The organism is Paenibacillus mendelii, assembly GCF_024498075.1.
In the GTDB taxonomy this organism is placed as follows: domain Bacteria; phylum Bacillota; class Bacilli; order Paenibacillales; family Paenibacillaceae; genus Paenibacillus_Z; species Paenibacillus_Z mendelii.
Map to the genome: position 1 here is coordinate 57,648 of NZ_JANHOF010000009.1, position 24,518 is coordinate 82,165.

A 24,518-nucleotide genomic window follows, 5' to 3' on the forward strand; every position below is an offset into this window, starting at 1 on the left:
ACAAACGTTCATTAACGTCTTTTTTTATAATAAATTTATCCGGCATGTCGATAATTCCGCTTCCCGTTCGTTGCTTAAGTAGAGGCGGGAATACGGATAGACCCGGTCTCATTATGGTATCGGGAGGGAAGCACGGATGCGATATATATTGATCGTCAAAGGCAGCAGGTATTCCGAAGCTAGCTTGAAGACCAGCCGGGAACACAGGGATGCAATGGCAGCATATAACGAGTTATTGGCAAGAGCCGGCGTGCTCCTCGCTGCAGAAGGACTGCAGCCGAGTTCGAGCGGGATGCGGATCACCTATCCGGTACACGGCGGCATGCCGAAGGTAACGGTTGGACCGTTCACACTGGAGAAGGAGCTGGTCGCGGGCTTTAAGATGATTGAGGTCAAGTCAGAAGAAGAAGCGATCGATTGGGCGATGCGCATGCCGAATCCCAGCGGCTTCGGCGATGGTGAAATTGAGCTCCGCCTGCTTAGCGAGGATGTAAACCTGCTGCACGTTTCCCCAACCATGGCCTTGGAGGCCGATTTGCGGGACCAAATTGACATGCTAAAAAAAAGTTGAACTTTTTTTCTCCGATCTGTCGATTTGGTCATCACCCGTTCGTCGTGTATATATAGAGGCCGAGTTTTACCAAAAAAACAAAGTGAGAGGTTGATCAAAAATGGGAGCACAGCTTACAACTTATTTGATGTCGGAGAATGCAAGAGCGCAGGCGGAATTTTATAAGCAGGCATTGGGCGGAGAAATCGGGTTCGTCAAGACGTTCGGAGAGACGCCGGGAACACCGGAAGCGGTCAAGGACAAAGTGATGCACATGGTGCTGACGGTTGCCGGAGCCAATACGCTGTTCCTGTCCGATTCCTTCGGACCGGTATCGGGTAACAGAAGTATTAGTCTATCCTTGTCATACAATAGTGAATCCGAAGCTCGGGAGGCCTTCGCGAACCTCGGTGAGGGCGGCGAGGTCAAGTATCCGTTCGAACTTCAGCCATGGGGAGCTTACTACGGCGAAATCATGGATAAATTCGGTGTTACGTGGCAGATCGTCAAGCAATAGGAAAGGGTCTGCGGGACCAAATTGACATGCCAAAAAAAGTTGAACTTTTTTTCTCCGATCTGTCGATTTGGTCATCACCCGTTCGTCGTGTATATATAGAGGCCGAGTTTTACCAAAAAAACAAAGTGAGAGGTTGATCAAAAATGGGAGCACAGCTTACAACTTATTTGATGTCGGAGAATGCAAGAGCGCAGGCGGAATTTTATAAGCAGGCATTGGGCGGAGAAATCGGGTTCGTCAAGACGTTCGGAGAGACGCCGGGAACACCGGAAGCGGTCAAGGACAAAGTGATGCACATGGTGCTGACGGTTGCCGGAGCCAATACGCTGTTCCTGTCCGATTCCTTCGGACCGGTATCGGGTAACAGAAGTATTAGTCTATCCTTGTCATACAATAGTGAATCCGAAGCTCGGGAGGCCTTCGCGAACCTCGGTGAGGGCGGCGAGGTCAAGTATCCGTTCGAACTTCAGCCATGGGGAGCTTACTACGGCGAAATCATGGATAAATTCGGTGTTACGTGGCAGATCGTCAAGCAATAGGACGACACAGTCATTCTACTTATTAAGGGAGCAAAGCATATGAACCAGGAAGTAACAGACTTTATTGAAGCGATTAAAGAGCCTTGGCAAAGAGAGCTAAGTGCCAGTCTGCGGGAGGTTGTCCTTGGCGCGATACCGGACGTTAAGGAGCGCATCCAGTACAAGAAGCCCCATTTTCTGAAAAACGGAAAATACGCAGCTGCTATTTCAACTTCGAAGGATGCGGTAAGCTTTACGATCTTCAATACCAGCGAGCTGTCACTCCCGAAAGGGCTGTTCGACGGTCCTCCGGAAAGGAAGACCATCAAGCTGAGACAAGGGCAGTCTGTCGATACCGCTGAACTGTCGTCACTGGTAAGTCAAGCCTCTTCGGCCTTATAATGGCAGACTGATATGCTCTCCATACGGTAGACAGGTGAAATAATAGAACCTGCTATTGTAGGGGGGGCTTTTCCATGATTAGAATTGCGCGTTCCATCCGTAGTGGCTGCTCTTTCGCACACTATTCTCCACCCATATGCATCCATTTATACAACAACAAGTTCCGTTCATAAGGCGCTGTCCTTGTCCCGAACCTTCCGTATCGCTATTCTATGCAAAAAATTAAAGGATCTTGGCCTTGATGCCTTTACTATTGAAGCGTTATACGACAATGTGGCTTAGTGCTGGACCCGCCGTTTTCTTAACCAAGCGAGAACCAAAAGAAGCAATGGAAAGAACAGACCGAATATCAATTCGTATTCAAAGACGTAGCGTTTGTCCCACGATATATTTTCAACGACATTTTCATTAGATAAGGACAAGCCAGATACGATCAATGTTAGGGGGACCGCCACCCACGTTCTGTCGGTCAATTGAAACAATTGACAAATACCCGTCACTGCACAATAGAAAGTAGTGGAGAGCTTGATGAAAATGGCAACCAGCAGAATAACGGTTATCGAAGCTTCGAGATGTTCGATTAACGATCCGATCCGAATCTCCTGTACGATCACATACAGGGGGTAGGTTTCATGAGAAGCGCGAGTGACTCCGAGCACACCGACTGTAAAGGCTGTTACGGCAACCAATATTAACGTTGCTATTGTCATACCCCAAACAAAACTGGCCTTTTGCCTGCTTTTCACATACGGAAACATCATCATGAGAACGATGGACTCGATATAAGGAAATGCGATTACGTTTCGCGTTTCTTTCATCGTTTTCCATACCTCGAGACGGAATGCAGGTTGAAATCGATCCGTATTCCACTCCGGAAGCATGAGAAAGCAAATGATGATAAACGTCAACAAAATGATCGGCGTTAACATCTCGTTTGTCCTGGCGATGGATTCCAGCCCTTTGACGGTTGCATAACAAACAACAGCCAGAATCATCACATGAAATACAGTTATCGGGGTATGGGGCATTAAGGTGGACTTCATGAAATCGCCAAGATTGCGGACGACCCAGCTGGCTAATTGCACAAAAAAACCTATATAACACATTGCAATAAACCCGCCGGCCAGTTTTCCTCCTGCCTTCGTGCACACTTGTACGATACTTAATCCGGGATAATACGCAGCCAGTTTCATCCAGAGATACGCCATCGCAACCCCGATAGCTCCCGTCCACAACCAAATCATCCAGGCATCCTGCCTGGCTACAGCAATTAGTCCTCCCGGGCGAAGGAAGAACGTGGTTCCAAGCACATACATGAACGTCAACAGAAAAAACTGCCAGCTGCTAATTCGGGCTTGTTCCATGATCTCCGCCCCTTTACACGCAAGTATTTTTAATCTGGAACTACAATCCGGTTATGTCGATCACCCGAGCGATCCATCGATACGGATTAATTGTTTTATCCATAAAAATGGCGATCCAGACCGTAAAACCGATCAGAGCCAATGTAACAAATATGGATATTTCTTTTGCGTGTTTTTTCATTCGCACCATGAAGAAGATGGCGAGACCGAAGGATGTCATAAAGAAAATGATAAAACCGGTCACAGAGGGCCCTCCTTTGTTTAGCCTAATTTCCTCTGTAGGGGTCTATAATTTCGCCGATATCCGTTATTTTGCTGTTTATTGTACAATACAGCTTCGTCTGCCGCCAGAAGTCCTTTTCTTGCAGCGCTTTCGCCCATTCTTTGCCTCGCTTGTTTTTCATCTGACCTTCAAGGCCGAACAAGTCCCATCTTTTCGATTGAGCCTGTTCGAAAAAATCATTTATTTTAGCGGCGGTCTGACGGTTGAAAGCTTCTTTTATCTCCGCTAGATTCTTCGTCGTTAATTTCTGCTGCTGTTCATTGCTCATAATCTGTAAGTGGGCGTGGATGTCCAGCCTCCAGACCGGTCTGCCTGAAATATAGGAGAGCTTCTTGTGAACCTTAATTTTGGTCGCGCGAAGATCCACATTATTCGAATTTAGCTTAACCGTATCATAGAAGACCTTGGCTTCTCCCTTCATCAAGTAGTACAACGGCATTTGCGTCAATTTCAATTTGCCAATCATTCGGTCCTGTTTAAAAACGGCCCCTCCGCTCAACCTGAGCTCTCCTCCGTTTGCATTGATTTTTTCATAACGATCCGTGGATGAAGCATGCTTCAATGTCTGGAGGGCTACCATGGGCAGTACGGTTAAGATGGAAGATTCCATGTTCTCGACTAAATCTTTCACGCGGCACTTTCTGCTAACCCTGCCGGACGATTTGGATTGTAGTTCAATCAACGAACGCAGCGAGCGTCCCGGCAATCTTTCCAACAATGTGTATGTATTCATCACATCCGATAACGGTGAATCTGTGATGATCAAGTAAAGGTCGGTCCGCCGGTTGAACTGACGCTCAAGAAAATTAAGAAAAGGGCGCAGTCCCTGCCGGGCGCTTCTTTCCGTAATCAGATGCGATTGATAATGGTCGGGGAACAAATCTCGAGGAAGGCTTTCGGAAGACTTCAGCGCTAACTCCGCTATAGACGACGCTTCAACCCGGTAGGTATAAACAGGGGCCTTGATGCCGGCTCCTCCTTGAGCGGTAACGGCTTTGGGATTCACAATTTGATAATAAACAATCTGATTCCCTGATTTGGGGTCAATATCGCCTCCAATCAGACTTCCAATGGCCAACTGGTTGATTTCCACCATATCCCAGCACCCTGTTAATCCACATAAGCAGAGTATCGTAAAGATCAGCATCAGCTTCTTGCTGCGCATGCGATTCACCTTCTGTTTCTTTTGCTCCGATTCATTCTCGGGTATGTCTTCATTAATGGACGCGGCACCCTAACCAGGATGTCTTTCCAATCGGAAATAAAAGTCGGCGCGATCGGGGCCAGATATGGAACGCTAAACGATTTAAGCGAGGCCAGATGCACTATGGTGAACAACACGCCGCACATGATGCCGAATAACCCCATAAACCCGCCTAACGCCATATAGGCAAATTGCAAAAGCCGCTGCGCAATGCCGAAACTGTAGGATGGCGACACGAAGTTGGAAATGGCCGTTACCGCAACCACAATGACCATTGCAGCCGTTACCAGTCCTGCCTGCACGGCCGCTTCTCCCAGCACGAGTGCACCGACGATGGAAATCGCCTGGCCGGCTACCCGCGGCATGCGCAGACCAGCCTCACGCAGTACTTCAAAGGTAGTAAGCATCAAGATCGCTTCTATATAAGCCGGAAACGGGACGCCCTCCCGTTGCGCCGCTATGTTGATCAGTAGAGGATTCGGAAGCAGTTCCTGGTGATACGACATGACCGCTATGAATACCGATGGCACCAATATAGCCAGCAAGAAAGCGAGCATGCGCAGCCAGCGGAGCATAGTAGCGATATCCGCTCGTTGATAATAATCTTCAGGAGCGGTAAAAAGTTGAAAAAAGGTAATCGGACCAATAAGCGCAAACGGGGTGCCGTCGACCAGCACCACTACCCTTCCTTCCAGAAGGTGCGAGGCAACAACGTCCGGACGTTCTGATTCCAGCAATGTGGGAAATGGGGAAACCATACTGTCCTGAATCCACTCTTCAACATAAGAGCTGCCAATAACCCCATCGGTATGGATGGATTGAAGACGCGAACGAAAGTCATTCACGACATCCGCTGGCGCCAATTCCTGCAGATAGGCAATGATGATTTTCGTTTGTGTGGTTGTGCCAAGTTCGTATTGTTCCATCCGGAAGCCAGGGGTTTTGATTCTTTTGCGGAGTAAGGACAAATTCAGTTTGATATCCTCCGTCAATCCTTCGCGAGGCCCTCGAACGGTTGTTTCTGTTTGCGGCTCGGTGATGTCGCGATGAGCCGGATTGGCCGCGTCCAGCAGCAGAGCTTGATTTGCGTGCGGGAGCAGCAGGATACATTGTCCATCAAGAAGACCTCGAACGCAGGAATCGAAGTCGGAGACAGCACTCACCGGAACTAGCGGTATCCGATGGATCAAAGTTGGAATGAGATCCTCGCTCCCTTGCAGATCTGCGGTGATGAGCCCCTCGCGAAAAACGCGCAAGATGTAATTGTCGATTTGTTCCTTATCGGCCATGGTTTCGATGAATAAACAATTCCCATGAATATCGTTCGACAGGGCAAATGTTTGGTTCACCAAGTCAGACGGGTAGTAGAGCTGTTCAGCAAGCTTGTCCGCCAACACTTTTGGATTGATATCGAATAATGCTGACATAAAGCCCCCTCGACTGCTGTCTTTGATACTTACCGTGGTTCTCTCTTGAAATCGCGGGTAAGGCATACTTATATTTCTGCTCTTTCGCACACTATTCTCCACCCATATGCATCCATTTATACAACAAGCGGGGCAGCTTCCGTTCGATTGTAAGGCGCAGTCCTAGAAAGATCATTCTTGTCGAAGCGGCGACTTGTTGAGCCCATCGGTGACAAGAAAAAGGGGCAATTACCCTTGGAGGAGCCAAGTAGGCTTCCGCAGGCAATCAGCCGCCCATTACGATGAATATGCTCATGGCGCAGTTAGAAGGGAATGAGAATGGAGGGTCGACGATTATCACACTGCTTCGCCATAGATGGAGCGGGGGGTGATCCAGATGAGAGAAGCGCAGAAAGGACTATATAACGGAACAAATGAATACAGAGCCAAGTGAGGCATGGCCTCCTTAGCTCTGTATTTTTTGTGTTGCGCTGTCCACACGGGTCAACGCACGTTGGCACTAGGGGATTTCAGGTACAAGGCAGGGGTTGTGCCGAATATTTTCTTGAAGTGTCTGGTGAACGTCTGTTCACTGCAATAACCGACCCGATCGGCAATTTCCTTGATCGTCATGTGAGGGTTTTCCTCAAACTGCTTAAGCGCCTTATTCATACGGACGTTCTTAATATAATGCGTGATATTGTAACCGGAATTCTTCTTGAAGTAGGTCGATAAATAAACGGAAGTGATATTGAATTGGTCGGCAATGGCAGTCAGCGACAAATCACGGTTATAGTTCTGATCGATCAAATTGACGATCTTCTCATACAGCGTTAAGTCTTGATTAATGGCATGCGCAGCCAGCGCATTATATTTACGGAATAGCTCGATATGGACAAGCTCAGGATTGCGGATCGTGCTCAGATCGGCTTTCAACGATTCATCCAGCTCCGTCGTTTTGATCTTTTTGCTGGACAGGATGACATGGAACAAGTCGTTAAAGTAACGGTGAAGAGTGCGAATATCCTGATAGGTCATTCGTTTCATTACATTGCGGACCGTCCCTGAGAAAAATTGTCGCAGGCTTTCTTGATTCCCTTTGAGCACATAAGCAATTAACTCTTGCTCCTTGCCGATAGAGAGGGCAAAGGATGTTTCTTGGGCCACGGATTGATCGGTGAAATTGGCGATATGATAGGGAGCCTCCCAATTGTACGGATCGTGCTCGATCGCTTGCGTGCTCTCCCCGATGGCTTGGTGCAGATTGCGAATATCCGTCATGTACCCGCTGATACCGCACATGATAAAGAAGCCTTCGGAGGCGATGGATTCGAGAATAGCGGGCAGCTCGCCGCTCAGGTCGATTGGAATCGTATTATGGATCAAATACGTCCCCGCATCCAGCCGATGCATTAATTTATGTACGTGATACTGCTGAAACAGCTGCTGCTCCAGCTTCTTGTAAGCTTGCTCGATGTCGGTCCCGCGATCCGCTTCGATATAGACGGTCAAGATGTAGCCGTTATTGTACCTGGCATGAAGGGCCTCGAGAATGACCGGCGGAATATCCTGCGGCGTGTCGGAGGCGAGCCGTAAGAGGGCATTCTGCTCCATGATCATATTTTGCTCATGCAAGGTTTGCTTCATCATTTGGTTGCTGGAATTCAAGCTGGTAATCGTCGATTTGATCGGCTTGTAGATGGTCATGTTGGCTAGGAGCAAGCCGATGGATATGGTCAGAAACACAAGGAATAACAGCAGGGTATATTGATTAGCTTGGCTAATTTTCTGCTGCAGGACGCTTTCAGGGTACAGCACGGTGTATTTGAATCCGTTTAATACCAGATGGAAGGACGAATACGTTTTCCCATCAATCACCAGTGATGGCGCGTCAGACTGCAGCTGCTGTTTTAATTCGGGTGTAAGCCGTGAATTCCCCGCAACCATGTCACCGCTCTCGGTCGTGATCCAGATCATATTGTCCAATACTTGAGCGGATTTTCGTAGATCGCGTTCAAGCCCCGATTTATCGATTTTAACGATAACAGACCCCACATTATGGATGGGATACACATAGGTCATGAATCGGTCATAATTCTGGAACGTCTCGCTTTGATCGATCAAATGCAGGCAATCGCAGGAAAAATCGGCGCTCTGAAGGCTGAGCTTCTCATAGAATAGATCCAATTGGCGGCTGCCGTCGGCGCTGGTTACGAATCCTTTGTCTTTGAAATAGACGAAGATCGAAGATTCGAAGGGCAGCAGACGACTGAGCTCATTCAGCTTCTGATTGAACCGGATCAATGTCGACTTGTAGCCGATGGCATTGGGATCCGATTTGTTGAGGGCTACCATATCCATATTGAGGCTTAACGAATATACGCTTTGCTTCAGCTTGTGAAGCTGTTGATCCACATCTCCGGAGATGTCCAGCAGGGAATCCTTATTCGTTTGATTGAGATTCTCTTTAACGGAGTTTTTGAGATACTGGGAGTTGAACAATAGAATCGACGAGAATAGCAGTGTGAAAATTAGGTTGAGCACAACAATTTTGACATACACGCTATTATGGCTTTTAAGCTTCACCAGCCTAGTTTTCATACAGCCATCTCCTATTTTATATTATGACCAGCATGCTATGAGAGCGGTTGCATTCGTACCAATCATACGAATTATTCGAATCAAAATCTATATCGAGGTTAAAAACTGACGCCTATATTAAATACCGATGGTCTCCAAATCTTAAAAACTGACGTTCGCATAAAGTTCCGTTTCTTGTCTTCCCTCTAGCACCGAATTACGCTGATAACAGAACGAAGGAAAGGAGGAGGACATTGAAATCATTTATGACCCAATGCTACAGGCAGCGCAACCTGCTCCTGATGATCCTGCCCGGTTTACTTGTTGTAATCGTTTTCAAATATCTTCCCATCTATGGCATCCTAATCGCATTCAAGAATTATGATGTTGCAGCAGGGATTTTCAACAGCCCATGGGTAGGTCTCAAGCATTTCTATTCTTTTTTTAACAATCCGTTAAGTCCAAGGTTAATAAAGAACACGTTCCTGCTCGGTATCTATTCGTTATTCTGGAGCTTCCCGGCTCCGCTCATTCTGGCTTTGCTCTTAAATGAAGTGAAGAACAAGTTTTTCAAACGATCCGTACAGAGCATCATTTATTTCCCCCACTTCCTGTCGGTCGTGATCATTGTCGGGTTTATTAAGGAGTTCACCGCGCTTGACGGTCTGTTCAATCAAATCATTAGTTGGTTTGGAGGCGAACCGTTCCCGATCCTGGCCAAGCCGGAATACTTCCGAACGCTCTTTATCGGATCGGGCATCTGGCAAGGGGTTGGCTGGGGAACGATCATTTATTTGGCGGCTCTGTCTGGTGTAGATGAAGTTCTTCATGAAGCGGCTACGATTGACGGGGCCAATCGATGGCAGCGTCTGTGGCATATAACGTGGCCGGCCATTATTCCCGCAACGACGATTTTGTTTATTTTGTCGCTCGGAAGCGTCGTCGGGACGGATTTCCAAAAAATCATATTGATGTACAATCCGAATATTTACGAAACGGCGGATGTGATTGACACCTATGTTTACCGTCAAGGGATCCTTGGGGCACAGTATGAATACAGCACAGCCGTAGGGCTGATGCTCTCGGTCATCGCGTTTGCCTTTGTGGCGGGCGGGAACTGGATATCCAAGAAGGTTTCCGAAACGAGTTTATGGTAGGGTGGAGAGTGGCTATGAACAGGAAGCATTACAAACCAGGATTAAGCTCGAGAATATTTGATGCCGGCAATTATCTATTCTTAATTGGCTTATGCATCATCATGTTATATCCGCTGGTCAACACATTAGCGGTCTCGCTCAGTAAGCCGGAAATGATTATACAGGGGGAGGTCAGCTGGATTCCGCGCGGATTTAACCTGGAGGGCTACAAATATATCCTCTCCGATTCGAAATTGCTTACCGCGTTTGGGAATACGGTCATCTATGCAGGGGTTGGCACGTTTATTATGCTGTTGTTAACCTCAATGATGGCCTATCCGCTCACCTTGCAGAACTTCGTTCTGCGCAAGTTCACGATTATTTTCTTGACGATTACGATGTTCTTCGGAGGCGGGCTCATTCCCACCTATTTGCTGATCCGCAAGCTGCATATGCTGGATACGCTGTGGGTGATGGTAATTCCAGGTTCAATCTCCGCCTTCAATGTCATTCTATTTCGAACGTTCTTCCGAACGATCCCCAAGGAGCTGGGTGAGTCGGCCTATATGGACGGGGCCAATGACTTTCGGATTCTATTCCAAATCTATTTGCCGATATCTAAAGCGCTGCTTGCGACATTCGGCTTGTTCGGGATTGTAGGCGCGTGGAACGGATGGTTCGATGCCTTAATTTATTTGAATAACGAGGACAAGTACCCCATTCAGATGATCTTGCGGAAAATGATCATCGAAACGGACAACTCGGCTATGAATGCACAAACCTTTAAAATGATGAGCGATATGAAGGTTCACAGCAAGAATATTAAGATGGCGGCGGTTATCGTGACCATCGTACCTATGCTGCTGCTGTATCCTTTTCTGCAGAAGCACTTTGCGACAGGTATGATGATCGGTTCGATCAAGGGCTAAAATTCGAAAGGGTGGTAGAACGAATGAAAATGTTCAAGAGAATCCAATTAGCAGGCTCGTCTGCGGCCGTATTGCTGTTATTGTTCGCGGTCGTTCTTAGCGGCTGCTCGTCTAATACGGATCAGGGCTCGGAAACAAGCGATGACAAGGCGCCTCTGAAGCTATCCATCATGGCCGGCACCTTCGGCTCGATACCGGAGAACACCGAGATTCAGAAGGAATGGCAGAAGCGAATGGAAGCCTACATCGGCCGTCCATTGGACATTGATTGGAAGTACATACCTTGGGGCGAGTATGGAGACAAGTTCAAGCTGACACTGGCAAGCGGCGATCTTCCCGATATTATGACCAATTCAGGGGGAGAGCTGGCGGTTCAATATGGCAGACAAGGCATCGTTCTCGATATTTCCAAATATTTGGATCAAGCGCCGAATTACAGCAAGTTTCTTGAATCCACTCCCTATGTCAAGACGAGTATGTATACGCCGGAGGGCAATATGTATTTCTTCGGCGACGGCTGGTCCAACATGGACAATAACGAAGGTTCCGTCTATGGACCTCTATACCGCTTCGACATCTTCAAGAAGCATGACATTAAGATCCCGGAAACGCAGGATGACTTCTACGCCGCAGCCAAAAAGCTGAAAGAGCTGTACCCGGACAGCTATCCGGTCAATTCATTCGGTTGGCCGAAGGTGGAGGAAGGATTTCTATACTCGAACCATACAAACGGCGGCATCTATTGGGATGGCACTCAGTTCACCTACGGCGCGGTTTCCGATGCGTATAAGGAATCGCTTATGTTCGTGAACAAGCTGTACAAGGAGAAGCTGCTCGATCCCGAGATTATTACGCAGTCCGACGATCAGGTGAAGCAGAAGGTGACGACGGTCAAGTCCTTTATGATTCCGCTCTCTTGGTACGGATTCGGAGATGAATTTAACAGCATGGCGAAAGGCACCATGGAATGGGGCGCTGCCTTGCTCCCGAATAACCCGAAATACGGTAAAGCGTGGAAGATGGAATCGGTTGAGCCGGGTAAAATCATCAAGCCCTATAATGGCGTGCTGATCTCTGCGAAGGCGAAAAATCCGGAGCTGCTCGTCAAGATGATCGATTATCAATATTCGGATGAAATGATCGATCTCGTCAACTGGGGAATCGAAGGAAAGACGTATGAGATCAAGGATGGCAAGAAGTATTTCTTGCCGGAAATTATGAATGCGGAGATTCCCTCCAAGGCGCTGGATCCGTTCGGAACCGGCGGGGATAATCGCTCCGGGATTGTCTTCACGCCGCAGGAATTCGGCTCCGACATCGGGAAATATAAGCCGATGCCGTTCTATGCAGACGGCAAATATATGAAAGAAATCACCTTCATCGCGACGAATCAATACGGCGGACCGGAGTCCATTGCGCCGCTGGATCGAGCGCCAAAAATATTCCTGAGTAAAGAAGAACAGGCGAAACGCAACGAGACGATGACGCCGATTGACACGTATGTGAGCGAGATGGTGACGAAATTCATCATCGGCGAGAAAAGCTTCGATGAATGGGACAAGTATAAAGAGGATATTAAGAAAATGGGAGACTACGAATCCATACTGAAGATGATGAACGAGAAAGCGGCTTCCATTAAATAATTTTCATAGACCGCAGAACCCCCGGATTTGTTACATTATATAGCGGGGGTTCCTGTATAATTAAGGTAGGAAAGCGATTAACCCAAAGGAGTTGGACAGGAATGGGAGAAACGGTCAAGGTAGGCGTTATTGGATTAGGCGGACGCGGCATGGGGCTTCTGGATCAAGTCATTCTTAAGATGGATCAGGTTGAGGTCGCTGCCGTATGTGACTTGTATGCAGACAGAGGAGAGCAGGCAGCGGATCTGGTTGAAAAAGCGCAAGGGTATCGGCCGTTCGTTACGACGCAATATGCCGAGGTTCTGGCACGGGCAGAGATTCAGGCTATCGTCATTAGCGCGTCTTGGGCTGTTCATACGGATATTGCGATCGCCTCTATGGAAGCTGGGAAGTATGTGGCCAGTGAGGTAGGCGGAGCTTATTCGATTCAAGAGTGCTGGAGATTGGTAGAAGCCTACGAACGAACCAAAGTGCCCTGCATGCTCCTGGAAAACTGCTGCTATGGCAGAGAAGAGCTTATGGTTCTGAATATGGTCAAGCAAGGTGTACTCGGTGAGATTGTGCATTGCGCAGGCGGATATCATCATGATTTGAGAGAAGAAGTTGCGAATGGCAATGAGAATAGACACTACCGCTTAAACAATTATATTCATCGTAATTGCGAGAACTATCCTACTCACGAGCTTGGGCCCATCGCTCGAATTCTAGGGATTAATCATGGTAACCGGATGGTATCTCTGGTGTCCATGGCTTCTAAGGCAAAGGGGCTGCAGGAATATATCAAGAGAGAAAAGGGCGAGAATTCCGAGCTGGCCAAGACGGATATGATGCAAGGCGATATTGTAACGACGATTATCAAATGCGCGCACGGCGAAACGATTACCATTACACTCGATACGACGTTGCCACGGTATTACTCCAGAGGATTTACGGTAAGAGGAACAAAGGGAATGTACACGGAGGAGAATCTTTCGATTTATATCGACGGAACGCATGATAAGCATCATTTTGACTGGAAGGATCAATGGGGCAATGTGGAGGGCTATAGAGGACAATATGACCACCCGCTGTGGAAGAAGCATATTGAAGAAGGGGTCAAGGGAGGCCATGGCGGCATGGATTGGCTTGTGCTGGCTGATTTCTTCGATAGCGTAAGGAAAGGTACGCAAACGCCTATCGACGTCTATGATATGGCTGCTTGGATGTGCATATCGACGTTATCCGAGGATTCGATCGCGATGGGAGGCCATCCGGTCGCTATACCTGATTTTACAAATGGAAAATGGATGAATCGTTAACGTTAAGAGGGGGCCTTTCGGTTGGATGTCAAGCAATTTTGCGAAGGGATCAAGCTTGATCCGAATGCGCAGCGGATTATATATGAGTATCAAATGGACGAATGGCAATATCAAGCTTACAAGCGGCAATTTTACGCGAATCGATACTCCTTTTTCGAGAATGTTAAGCAATCTGAGCGCTACCGGCAGCTGTTCTTATACTTATTCGTGAGATTTGCGGTAGACGCATATGAAGAGTATCAACGAAGGGGTATTGACGATGGGATCTATTTCGATACCTTTCACGACATTCAGATCTGGTGCATGACCTGCAAACGGGATTATGACGAATATGGCATTGAAGAGTACAATTGGCTGCAGGAGCATATTCAGCTTCGTTTATTCCGCGTAGGCCGATTACAGTTCCAGCCGTTTCCCTTTGAGCGCACGCTGGAAGTAGAGGGAAGGACCCTCTTTAACAATCAGCTTGTACTCAATGTCCATATCCCATCCGGCGAGCCGTTGGACCCCCGGAGCGTAGAGGAATCCTTCGAACGGGCCAGTACGTTCTTCCGAGGGATAACGCCTATATTCACTTGCCATACCTGGCTTCTATATCCGGAATTAAACAGAGTCTTAACACCGGATTCAAACATCCTGCAATTTCAAAAGCATTTCATCATCTATGATGTCGATCATGAGTCGCGTCAAGCGGAAGAACGTATATTTAACCAGCTTCGCGCAGATTACGGCCAGTACGAAGAACATACCTATCTGCAGCGGTCTGCGAAAGCCTTCCTCCAGGCCGGTAACAAGCTGGGCTGCGGTTATGGAATCAAATTGAATCCAATACGTTAGGAGCTTCCATGAGATGAGTGAAAATACGATGCTATGGTATGACCGTCCATCAACGTGGCGTACAGGGGATGAGCAAGAAAGCTGGAACCGGGCGCTGCCGATCGGGAACGGAAGACTCGGGGCCATGGTGTTCGGCGATTATCCCACGGAACGGTATCAGCTCAATGAAGAGTCCATATGGGCCGGCCCGCCGGTTCCTGTTCATCAGCCGGGGGCGAAGCAGGCGATTCGCGACGCTAGGGAGCTGTTGTTCGCGGGTAGAAGCGAAGAGGCGGAGCGTCTGGTTCAGGAGAAGGTGCTCTCTCCGCATACCGGTCCCAGAAGCTATCAACCGTTCGGAGACTTATGGCTCCATCCTCATGAGGCTTCCGAAGATCAGCCGTTAAGCCAGTACAGACGAGAGCTGGACTTGGATACGGCTGTGGCGACCGTCTCTTACCTTCAAGCGGGAGTTCGCCATTATCGCGAGGCGTTCTCAAGCGCGACCGATCAAGTGCTTGTTATTCGCTGGTACACGGATGGCCAGGGACCTATCAACACACGGATTGAATTATCGCGTGACGAGGAAGCCATCATCGAGGCCAAGGATCAGTACGCACTGGTTCTTACCGCGCAGGCTATGCATGGAACGACACATCCGGGTGTCAAATTCACCGGGGTGCTGCGAGCGTCGGCAGAGGGAGGTACGGTCAGGGAGGATGGGGAAGCCCTTGTTGTAAGCGATGCCAATGTTTTGACTCTGTACCTGGCTGTTCGCACCGACTATCATTTTGCCAAACCGATGGAGCCCTTGCGTCATGATTTGTTCGAGCAGTGCCAGGATGATCTGCGGAAGGCCATGGAGAAGCCGTACGAGCAGTTGAAGAGGGAGCATATTCACGAGCATCAGCGGTTATTTAGACGCGCGGCGCTTCAGCTCAAGAAGTCACCGCTCGCACAATCCATTCCGACAGACCGGAGACTGGAAGCTTTCCAGCCAGGCAGCGGGGATCAGGATTTGCTGGCGTTGTATTTTCATTATGGCAGATATCTGCTCATCTCTTCTAGCCGTCCGGGCGGGATGCCGGCCAATCTTCAAGGCATATGGAATCCCCATATGAAGGCGCCATGGGACAGCGATTATCACATTAACATCAATTTGCAGATGAACTATTGGCCTGCGCAGGTGACCAATCTTGCGGAATGCCATCTTCCTTATTTTAATCTTATCGAAGGACTGGTTGAGGAGGGCAGCAAGACGGCGCGTGAAGTGTATGATTGCCGGGGCTTCGTGGCGCACTACACGACCGATGCGTGGTTATTTACTGCGCCTCTTGGCGCAGTTATGTATGGCATGTGGCCTATGGGTGCGGGTTGGTGCGTTCGGGATTTCATGGAATATTACCGGTTTACCGGGGACCGAGCATTTCTGGCGGAGCGTGCCTACCCGATCTTGAAGGAAGCGGCGCTCTTCTTCCTGGACTGGCTGGTGAGACATCCGGAGACCGGGCAATGGGTTTCGGGTCCTTCATCTTCGCCGGAAAATACGTATCTATCGTCCAATGGCACGGGCGTAAGCTTGTGCATGGCCCCGGCCATGGATCAGCAAATCATAGGGGATGTATTTGACTGCGTGGTTGAAGCTGCGCGGGAGCTGGAGATCAAGGATGAATTCACCGAACAAGTGATGGAAGTATGGACCGAGTTAGCCATGTCCGGCATCGGCTCGGATGGCCGCTTATTGGAATGGTATGAGCCTGTAGAGGAGGTCGAGCCCGGTCATCGCCATATCTCCCATCTGTATGCCATTCACCCAGGAGCGCAGTATACCTATGCATCCACGCCTGAACGGATGGAAGCCGCGCGGAAGTCACTGGAATACCGGTTGCGGCATGGCGGGGGCCATACGGGCTGGAGCCGTGCGTGGATCACCAATTTCTGGTCCCGATTGAAGGATGGCGATCAGGCGCTTGCTAACCTGGAGATGCTATTGCAGAAGTCGACCCTTCCCAATCTATTCGACAATCATCCTCCTTTTCAAATTGACGGGAATTTCGGCGGCACTGCAGGGATGGCCGAGATGCTTCTGCAAAGTCATGCGGGTGAGCTGGAGCTGCTTCCCGCGCTTCCTGGGGCATGGAGAGAGGGGAAAGTGACGGGGCTTATAGCACGCGGCGGGTTCCAAGTCGATATCGAATGGCAGGATGGAATCTTGAAGCAAGGCATCATCGTTTCATTGAGCGGCAGGGCCTGCAAGGTAGTATATCGCGGTCAAGTGATGACGATGGATACCGAGGCGGGCGGAAGGTATTATGTCGCGTTTTCTGATAGGCTTAGCATATCGCAGGTTGAGACGGGATAACGGATACACCGGATACATCGGATAAGAGTAAGCAAGAGGAGGCGTAAGAAAGTGAGCGTATCAATTAAACAAGCGGCTCAGGTTACCCCTGCAGCAAGACAGCTGCTCTGGCAGCAGATGGAGTTTTATGCCTTTATCCATTTTACGGTGAATACGTTCACGGACCGGGAATGGGGATTGGGCGACGAAAGCCCGGAACTATTCAATCCGACCGAGCTGGACGCTTCACAATGGGTAGAAGCTTGTCAATCTGCCGGAATGAAGGGGCTTATTCTGACCTGCAAGCATCATGACGGCTTCTGTCTGTGGCCAAGTTCGTATACGGATCATACGGTCAAGAATAGTCCTTGGAGAGATGGCCAGGGTGACTTGGTCCGAGAGGTGGCTGAAGCCTGTCAGAAGGCCGGCTTGAAATTCGGGATCTATGTGTCGCCGTGGGACCGTCATGAGCCGAAGTACGGTGATTCACCCGCCTATAATGTCTATTTTGTCAATCAGCTGCGGGAGCTGCTTACCAATTACGGGGACATCTTCTGCGTATGGTTCGATGGCGCCTGCGGGGAAGGGCCGAACGGCAAGAGACAAGTCTATGATTGGGATGCTTACTATGACATTATTCGTGAATGTCAGCCGAATGCCGTCATCTCCGTCTGCGGCCCGGACGTCCGCTGGTGCGGCAATGAAGCGGGGCATACACGCAGCGCGGAATGGAGCGTTGTACCGGCCAGCATGCGGGACAATGAGCGGATTCAGGAAAACTCGCAGCAGGTGGACGATGGGAAATTCGCCGAGCGGGTCGGTTCGCAGGAGGAGGATCTAGGAAGCCGCGAAGTTCTTGCCAGAGTGGATGAGGTGGTCTGGTATCCGTCCGAAGTGAATACGTCGATCCGTCCAGGCTGGTTCTACCATTCTACGGAGGATGACAAGGTGAAGTCGCTCGATGAGCTGACGGACCTGTATGAACGAACGGTTGGCGGCAATGCTTCTTTCCTGCTGAACCTCCCTCCCGATAAGCGCGGGCTTATTCATGAGAATGACGTTCGCCGATTGCGTGAACTCGGGCAGCGGATTGCCGCAGCCTACCGGACCGATCTTGCGGCGGGTGCCGAAGTCAAGGCATCGGATACGAAGGATGAAGCACATCAAGCGAAGCATGTGACGGACGGCACTGTGGATACCTATTGGTGTCCGCCGGAAGGCGTAGAGCAGGCGGAGCTGGAAATGGATCTCGGCCGCGAAGTGCATGCTGACCGGGTCGTGTTGATGGAGAATATCCGGGAAGGGCAGCGGGTGGAACGGTTCCGCTTGGAAGGCCTTGAGGGAGAGACCTGGAAGACGATTTATGAAGGACGGATAATCGGATACAAGCATATTTGCCGTTTCGATCGCGTGGCGGCCAAGCGAATTCGGCTCGTCATCGACGAGTCGCGGTGGTACCCGACGCTTCAAGCCTTTGAAGTTTACGACAGCAGACTTAACGGCTGAGAAGTGACCAAATAACGGGCAGCGTACGGGCTTCCTTGTGAGAGGATGAATGTTGTCAGTGCAAACGAATAAGGCAGAAAACGAACCGATAGCCGTGTTTCGGGTAACCGACTTTGGAGCAAGGCCGGATACCGGCGAGGATGCGACGAAGGCCATACAATCGGCCATCGATGCTGCTTCCGCCGTGAAGGGCCCCGTAATCATTGATTTTCCGCAAGGACGCTATGATTTATATCCGGATCACGCATCGAAAGAGGTCTATTACGTATCGAACACGGCCAGCGAACAAGAGAATCCCGATCCGACCAAGACGATCGGCCTCTTGTTCAAGGGAGCGAGCCGATTCAGCCTGGAAGGCAACGGCTCGCTGCTCCTGTTTCATGGAAAGATGACGCCGCTTGTTCTAGACGGCTGCGCCGATGCGGAGATACGGAATCTGCATATCGATTATGCCCGCCCTACGATCTCTGAAATGCGAATCACGGCAATTGGCGAGCGTCATTGGGACGTGGAGGTTCATCCGGATTCGCCCTATATGCTGCAGGACGGGAAATTGATTTGGACCGGCGAAGGGTGGACCTGCTCGGAGGGGCCTGCGCAGGAATATGATCCATGCAGCAATCGGACATGGAGAGTGCCCAATCCAGCGGTACTGGCCAGTCACGTTGAAGAAATAGAGACCGGCAAGCTTCGGCTGTCGTTCCCGTCTGCTCCGCGTACGGAAATCGGACATGTCTTTCAAACGCGTGACGGGATCCGGGACCAGGTCGGCACCTTGATCGTCGCTTGCCGGAATATCGTATGGCGCAATGTCGGAATGAGATATATGCATGGCCTTGGAATCGTCGGACAGCTTAGCGAGAATCTGACATTCGACCGGTTACGGCTTGCGCCTCATCCATCCAGTGGAAGAACGGCAGCGGCATTTGCCGATTTCATGCATTTCTCGGCGAATAGAGGGAAGATTGCGATCACCGGCAGCGTGTTTGAGGGAGCTCATGACGATGCGATCAACGTTCACGGAACCCACCTGCGAATCGTGGGCAAGGCTGAGGCCGACCGCTCTATCCGCGTTCGGTTCATGCACCCTCAGAGCTACGGATTCCCAGCGTTCCAGCAGGGGGATGTGGTTGATTTTATCTCAGCAAGCAAGTTAACTCCTTATGCAACATGTACGGTAGTTGCTGTATCTCCAATCTCCCTGCGGGAAATGGAGCTGACGCTGGACGAACCCTTACCGGAGAACATGGCGGAGGGAGACGTGATCGAGAATGTCACCTGGACGCCCGAGGTGCATATCCAAGGTAATCACTTCAAGAGGATACCGACTCGCGGGGTACTGGTCACGACTCGCCGTAAGGTGATTATTGAGGATAACCTTTTCGAAGGAACGCAAATGAGCGCTGTACTGATCGCCGACGATGCGGCAAGCTGGTTTGAGTCCGGTATGGTGCAGGACGTTCATGTGCGGGGCAACCGGATCATCTCCTGCGGGGAGGGGGATGAGCCCGTCATCTTCATTCATCCGGAGAATACCGTCGTATCCGCGGGCAGCCCTGTCCACTGCAATATTACGATAGAAGGAAACGATATCGAGATGGCGGGTCCGCAGCTGTTGAATGCCAAGAGCGCGAGAAATCTGATCTTATCCGGCAATCGCATAACCTTTGGCGACCGTGCGGCAGAAAAGTCCGGGATGGACCGCAAAGCGCATGTTCAATTGTTGGCATGCAGCGAAGTGCGGATAACGAACAATGCATTCGATAGCGGGACAGCTGCAACCGTAACAGCGGTATCGATGACGGAAGAAGACGTCATGGTCGGCGCCGCGCAGCCTTTCGTCGTTACGTTTCGAGGAAAATAACCAATGAGCCCGGGCAGAATTGTGCGGTGGACAAAGTTTCTAGGGGGATGCAGCAGGTTACCGAAGGGCAGGCTGCTGCAGGATCTCTAGAATCGCCCGGAACGAAATATGGCATAGATGAGCCAGACGAACAAGAAGATGGCGATCACAAAACCGATTTCAATGACGGGAATCCGCCACAGCAGCGTATCGGAATGGCTTAAGGCTGAGCCGATAATCAGCCCAACCATCACGATACTAAGCGACAGCAAGACAATACTGAACGATAAGCGATTGCTGATTCGATCCATTTTGATCATCAAGGCATCCAGCTGAGGAACCGCAACTTCTACGCGTACCTGACCTTTTCGCATCAGTGAAGACAATTGCTTCACACCTGACGGTATTTCACGCAGCAGATCCACATATTCAGGCAGATCCTCCAGCCACGACTTCAGCATCTGTATGGGGCTCAGTCGTTTGAGCAGCAGCTTTGTCCCAAACGGCTCGGCCACGTCAAAGACGCTGAATGCGGGATCCAGTGCCGTTACCACTCCCTCCATCGTCAGAAGGGCTTTCCCAAGCAAAGTCAATTCCGTTGGAATCCGAATCCGATGGCGGAGCGCCACGGAAAATAAGTCTCGAACGGCTTCTCCCATGCTGATTTGATTCAGCGGCACCTGATAATATTTTTCCCGCAATTCGTCTACATCCGCGTGCAGCAATTCCTTGTTCACATCTTCGGGGACCACCCCCATATTGGAAATCGCGCGGATAACGCCCTTGGTGCTCTGATTCCGCAAGGCGATGACAAACGATGCAAAATTTTTCTTCATTCCGGGAGTCAGCCGTCCCACCATGCCGAAGTCAAGCAAGACAAGCCCGCCGTCCTCATGTGCGAGCACATTACCGGGATGCGGATCGCCATGGAAGAGGCCTTCAACCAGAATCTGATGAAGAATGGTCGTGGCAAAACGCTCTGCGAGCAATTTGCGGTCCAGACCGGCCCGGTCAAGCTGCTCATGATCGGATAGCTTAATCCCTTCCAAGTACTCCATCGTTAGTATGCGGTTTGTGCTGTAATCCCAGTAAATCGCCGGTACCCGGACATCCTTCAACCTTGCGCGCTGGTTGCCGAACCGCTCGGCATTGCGCGCTTCTGCCGTGTAGTCTAATTCCCTGCGCAGTGCTTGTCCGAGCTCCTCTACCACGTCGCGCAGCCGATAGTTTCGCGCCCACTCCAATCGGTGTTCGGCTAATCTAGCCCAGTCCGTCAGAATGTCCAGATCCGTTTCAATCAGCGTTTGAATACCGGGACGCTGCACCTTGACGGCGACGGCTGTTCCATCCATTAATACGGCATGATGAACCTGCCCGATGGAGGCAGCCGCGAGCGGAGCTTCGGAGAACTGCAGAAACAGATCCTTAACGGGCAGCCCCAGCTCCTTCTCAAGAATGCCGGATACTTCCCGATATGAGAATGGAGGCACGTTATCCTGAAGATGCTCGAGCTCGGACAGGATAGAGGGCGGGATCAAGTCGGGACGCGTGCTTGCGATTTGCCCCAGCTTGACGAAGGTCGGACCCAGCTCCTCCAGCAGCAGACGAATACGCTCACCGATGGACGTTCCACGCATCTCCTTCTCTTTCCCGCGGTGGAATAGCTTCTGGGTCAGTCCCATTTCCTGATAGACATACCCAAGTCCGTTGCGAGCAAAAGCGGAGGTGATCGTCCGGTACCGCTGCAGCTGTCGAATCCGTTTTCCTGCGCTCATGTGGCGGCCTCCTGTTAGTCCTCGCTAGAGTCTTTGCGTTCCAATGCGTCAAGACGCTGTTCGATCCGTGCGATATCCTCCTTGGTAGCCAGACGGCTTTCACCCAGCATGCCGTTTACCCGTTCCCTTACCACCGTCTCCATATGCTGCTTCGCCTCTCCTCCCTTCTTCATGAGTTCGTCCACTAAATCCATGGATTCTGACCGGTTTATCTCGCCTTTCTTGACCAGCTCTTCGACCGTCTTCTCAATCTGCTCCTTGCTCGCAATGGCAATTCCAAGTCCAAGCGAGATGGCTTTGTTGATGGTGTCTCTCATTACTTTCACGGCTCCTTGTTATGAATTGGACATCGTTCATCAAACTTTACTGTCTATATAATGGTGTATCAAATCTTACCTTTTCATCCATTTATCTTCAGCAGCTGGAACATAGGGCGTTTTTTGTGAAGCTAGCCACTATCCAAGTGTGTATAGAATATGGCATTATAAGGGGGATTGTCATTATTTTGCATAAAGGGGCGGTCAGGCAGAAGAAGCGATTGCTGGCTTTCTGCATCTGGCCGCAGTAATGAAAGGAGAGGCAGCACGGATGGAAACGATCGACGCAGCAAGCAAAGCCCCTAAGCCGAAGGAGGTGCTGGCAGAAGAAGAGTTCCTGATCGGAATTTTCTGGCCGCCGGTTTGGGAGTATACGAATGATGACCAATATCAAGTCATAGCAGAAGCGAACGTAGATCTTGTTCAGAACGTGCTTGGCTCCGGGCTGGACACGGAGGAGCGCAATCTGAGAATGCTCGAGCTGGCGGAGCGCCACGGCTTGAAATTATCCGTCGCCGATCCGCGCGTGCACGGCTCCGATCAGGACATGGCGGATATGGTTGCGGCGTACAAGGGACACGCTGCGACATTCGGCTATTACATCAAGGATGAGCCGATCATCGCACAGCTCGGCGAGATGGCAGGCAAGTATAACAAGCTGCTTGAGCTTGATCCTAAGAAGACACCCTATGTTAATTTGCTGCCGCAGGTTGCTGACGAACCTTATGAGAGCGGTTACATCAGAGAATGGGTGAGGCAGGCCGGCGCTGATCGGCTGCGCTACTTGTCCTATGATAATTATCCATTCTTGCTTCATGATACATTCAACGAGAACTATTACTACAACGCCGATGTGATCCGCCGCGCAGGTCTGGAGAATGGGATCAAGACGGCCTCCTACCTGCAATCGATCGGCGTGGAGAACGGGTACCGGCGGCCGAGTGCCGACGATATGCGGTTCAGCGTGTACTCCTATCTGGCTTACGGCTTCAAGTATGTGACCTGGTTCACCTATTGGACGCCATCTGACCGGTCAGAGCCGTTCTCGATCGCGATTATCGACCCGGAAGGCAACAAGACCGACCTCTATGAGCCGTTCCAGCAGCTGAACGGCGAGATGAAGCAGCTGGGGAGGACGCTGATCCACCTGGATGCGATGGAGGTATACCATAGCGGAAGTGTAGTTCCGCCGAAGGTGGAACGGATTCCGGATAATTTCTTCTGGCAGCTGGCCGATGGCAGTGAATCGGCCATCGTGACCTACTTCAACGATCAGAATACAGGCAAGCCTTATGTGATGGTGGTCAACAAATCGCTCAAGGAGAGCAAGACGCTGGACTTCCTGCTGGCATCGTCCGTTGCCGGCGTTGCCGAGATTTCCAAGGAGACGGGTGAACCTGTCCCGACCAACTTCGAACGGCAGAAGGGAAGGATCTCTGGTACGTTCCTGCCTGGTGAAGGCAAGCTGTATGCACTGGATGCCGAGCTTACATCCGGTTCCGGTATGTAAGCGCCGGCCATGCGGCCATAGCCGCTTCTTGCAGTGGAATCGATAGAGTGAATACCTGGGCCGCTGTTTAACGACAGCGGTCCTATTCAGCATCTGTTCTATTCAGATAAAATGTGGGTAAGTATGTTATATTAAAGATGTACAGTATACGAATTGAGGAGGGCTTATGTTGAAAAAAGGCTATGTGATTGCTTTAAGCTTAATCCTGTTAATTGTCCTATCGGCTTGTAATAATGGAAATGAAAATAATGACAACGGCAATGAAAATAACGGGAACAATTCATCTGAAGTAACTATCCAAGCAGGGAACAGCGATATTTATTTATAAGTGACGAATAGCGGCTAAGACATATGGCAATTTTGGAGGAGGTCCCTAGGGAGCTCCTCCTTCTTTTCATTCATTGCCATGTAAAAGGGATCGTGATATATGGCTAAGTATTCACGGGCGGATATTAGATGAAATAAGTTATGAAAGGAAATAGCAATAATCTGTCCTGATTATGCAAAAAGTAGACTTTTACGTTCAAAGACCTGGCAGGCTTGCTCTAGTACAATGAAACAAGAACTCATGATTCATATA

At 50.0% G+C, this 24,518-nt stretch carries 21 protein-coding genes; 14 read left to right on the forward strand and 7 right to left on the reverse strand.

What is annotated here, in order from left to right:
• Nucleotides 1–136 precede the first annotated feature (136 nt).
• The 4 genes from NNL21_RS23640 to NNL21_RS23655 all read left to right on the forward strand — a co-directional run bounded on the left by NNL21_RS23640 (nucleotide 137) and on the right by NNL21_RS23655 (nucleotide 1,987).
• Entirely contained in the window at nucleotides 137–571 is a 435-nt protein-coding gene (locus tag NNL21_RS23640; RefSeq protein ID WP_204821074.1) for a YciI family protein, read from the forward strand.
• A 100-nt stretch (nucleotides 572–671) separates the two neighbouring features.
• On the forward strand, nucleotides 672–1,067 hold the full coding sequence (locus NNL21_RS23645) for a VOC family protein (protein ID WP_204821073.1): 396 nt from the start codon (nucleotides 672–674) through the stop codon (nucleotides 1,065–1,067).
• A 143-nt stretch (nucleotides 1,068–1,210) separates the two neighbouring features.
• Complete coding sequence (locus NNL21_RS23650; RefSeq protein WP_204821073.1) at nucleotides 1,211–1,606, forward strand: VOC family protein; 396 nt, start codon at nucleotides 1,211–1,213, stop codon at nucleotides 1,604–1,606.
• Nucleotides 1,607–1,645: 39 nt separating this feature from the next.
• Nucleotides 1,646–1,987: a DUF1801 domain-containing protein gene (locus NNL21_RS23655; RefSeq protein WP_204821072.1), complete on the forward strand. Its 342-nt coding sequence runs from the start codon at nucleotides 1,646–1,648 to the stop codon at nucleotides 1,985–1,987.
• A gap of 278 nt (nucleotides 1,988–2,265) precedes the next feature.
• Here NNL21_RS23655 and NNL21_RS23660 read toward each other — a convergent pair whose 3' ends face one another.
• The 5 genes from NNL21_RS23660 to NNL21_RS23680 form a co-directional block, all read right to left on the reverse strand.
• The gene (locus tag NNL21_RS23660) at nucleotides 2,266–3,351 is read right to left on the reverse strand and encodes a GerAB/ArcD/ProY family transporter (RefSeq protein WP_204821071.1); all 1,086 of its coding nucleotides are present in this window, start codon (nucleotides 3,349–3,351) and stop codon (nucleotides 2,266–2,268) included.
• A 40-nt stretch (nucleotides 3,352–3,391) separates the two neighbouring features.
• The gene (locus tag NNL21_RS23665) at nucleotides 3,392–3,595 is read right to left on the reverse strand and encodes a hypothetical protein (protein ID WP_204821070.1); all 204 of its coding nucleotides are present in this window, start codon (nucleotides 3,593–3,595) and stop codon (nucleotides 3,392–3,394) included.
• A 22-nt stretch (nucleotides 3,596–3,617) separates the two neighbouring features.
• Complete coding sequence (locus NNL21_RS23670) at nucleotides 3,618–4,799, reverse strand: Ger(x)C family spore germination protein (RefSeq protein WP_204821069.1); 1,182 nt, start codon at nucleotides 4,797–4,799, stop codon at nucleotides 3,618–3,620.
• Between the two features lie 5 nt (nucleotides 4,800–4,804).
• Entirely contained in the window at nucleotides 4,805–6,265 is a 1,461-nt protein-coding gene (locus NNL21_RS23675; RefSeq protein WP_204821068.1) for a spore germination protein, read from the reverse strand.
• A gap of 483 nt (nucleotides 6,266–6,748) precedes the next feature.
• Nucleotides 6,749–8,845, reverse strand: coding sequence for a helix-turn-helix domain-containing protein (locus NNL21_RS23680; RefSeq protein WP_204821067.1), 2,097 nt, complete (start codon nucleotides 8,843–8,845; stop codon nucleotides 6,749–6,751).
• 245 nt (nucleotides 8,846–9,090) lie between these two features.
• Between NNL21_RS23680 and NNL21_RS23685 the strand changes: the two genes are divergently transcribed.
• From NNL21_RS23685 to NNL21_RS23720, 8 genes are all read left to right on the forward strand, one after another.
• Nucleotides 9,091–9,981, forward strand: a complete 891-nt coding sequence (locus NNL21_RS23685) for an ABC transporter permease (RefSeq protein WP_204821132.1) — start codon at nucleotides 9,091–9,093, stop codon at nucleotides 9,979–9,981.
• 14 nt (nucleotides 9,982–9,995) lie between these two features.
• Complete coding sequence (locus NNL21_RS23690) at nucleotides 9,996–10,889, forward strand: carbohydrate ABC transporter permease (protein WP_204821066.1); 894 nt, start codon at nucleotides 9,996–9,998, stop codon at nucleotides 10,887–10,889.
• 23 nt (nucleotides 10,890–10,912) lie between these two features.
• On the forward strand, nucleotides 10,913–12,532 hold the full coding sequence (locus NNL21_RS23695; RefSeq protein ID WP_204821065.1) for an extracellular solute-binding protein: 1,620 nt from the start codon (nucleotides 10,913–10,915) through the stop codon (nucleotides 12,530–12,532).
• Nucleotides 12,533–12,633: 101 nt separating this feature from the next.
• Nucleotides 12,634–13,830, forward strand: coding sequence for a Gfo/Idh/MocA family protein (locus NNL21_RS23700; protein ID WP_204821064.1), 1,197 nt, complete (start codon nucleotides 12,634–12,636; stop codon nucleotides 13,828–13,830).
• Between the two features lie 21 nt (nucleotides 13,831–13,851).
• A complete protein-coding gene (locus tag NNL21_RS23705; RefSeq protein ID WP_204821063.1) occupies nucleotides 13,852–14,667 on the forward strand; it encodes an acyltransferase domain-containing protein in 816 nt (271 codons plus the stop codon).
• Nucleotides 14,668–14,680: 13 nt separating this feature from the next.
• Nucleotides 14,681–17,008: a glycoside hydrolase family 95 protein gene (locus tag NNL21_RS23710; protein ID WP_204821062.1), complete on the forward strand. Its 2,328-nt coding sequence runs from the start codon at nucleotides 14,681–14,683 to the stop codon at nucleotides 17,006–17,008.
• Between the two features lie 51 nt (nucleotides 17,009–17,059).
• On the forward strand, nucleotides 17,060–18,493 hold the full coding sequence (locus tag NNL21_RS23715) for an alpha-L-fucosidase (RefSeq protein ID WP_204821061.1): 1,434 nt from the start codon (nucleotides 17,060–17,062) through the stop codon (nucleotides 18,491–18,493).
• 58 nt (nucleotides 18,494–18,551) lie between these two features.
• Nucleotides 18,552–20,357 (forward strand): alpha-1,3-galactosidase-related protein, encoded by a 1,806-nt coding sequence (locus tag NNL21_RS23720; protein WP_204821060.1) that lies wholly within the window; start codon nucleotides 18,552–18,554, stop codon nucleotides 20,355–20,357.
• Between the two features lie 86 nt (nucleotides 20,358–20,443).
• On the opposite strand, the gene NNL21_RS23725 is transcribed toward NNL21_RS23720, so the two are convergent.
• Nucleotides 20,444–22,111, reverse strand: coding sequence for an ABC1 kinase family protein (locus NNL21_RS23725; RefSeq protein ID WP_204821059.1), 1,668 nt, complete (start codon nucleotides 22,109–22,111; stop codon nucleotides 20,444–20,446).
• Nucleotides 22,112–22,125: 14 nt separating this feature from the next.
• On the reverse strand, nucleotides 22,126–22,428 hold the full coding sequence (locus NNL21_RS23730; protein WP_204821058.1) for a phasin family protein: 303 nt from the start codon (nucleotides 22,426–22,428) through the stop codon (nucleotides 22,126–22,128).
• A gap of 271 nt (nucleotides 22,429–22,699) precedes the next feature.
• Here NNL21_RS23730 and NNL21_RS23735 point away from each other — a divergent pair, with 271 nt between their 5' ends.
• Together NNL21_RS23735 and NNL21_RS23740 are read left to right on the forward strand one after the other, a co-directional pair.
• Nucleotides 22,700–23,938 carry a hypothetical protein gene (locus NNL21_RS23735; RefSeq protein ID WP_204821057.1) on the forward strand — a complete coding sequence of 413 codons (1,239 nt, stop codon included), beginning with the start codon at nucleotides 22,700–22,702 and terminating at the stop codon, nucleotides 23,936–23,938.
• A gap of 166 nt (nucleotides 23,939–24,104) precedes the next feature.
• Nucleotides 24,105–24,266: a hypothetical protein gene (locus tag NNL21_RS23740; RefSeq protein ID WP_204821056.1), complete on the forward strand. Its 162-nt coding sequence runs from the start codon at nucleotides 24,105–24,107 to the stop codon at nucleotides 24,264–24,266.
• Nucleotides 24,267–24,518: the final 252 nt, after the last annotated feature.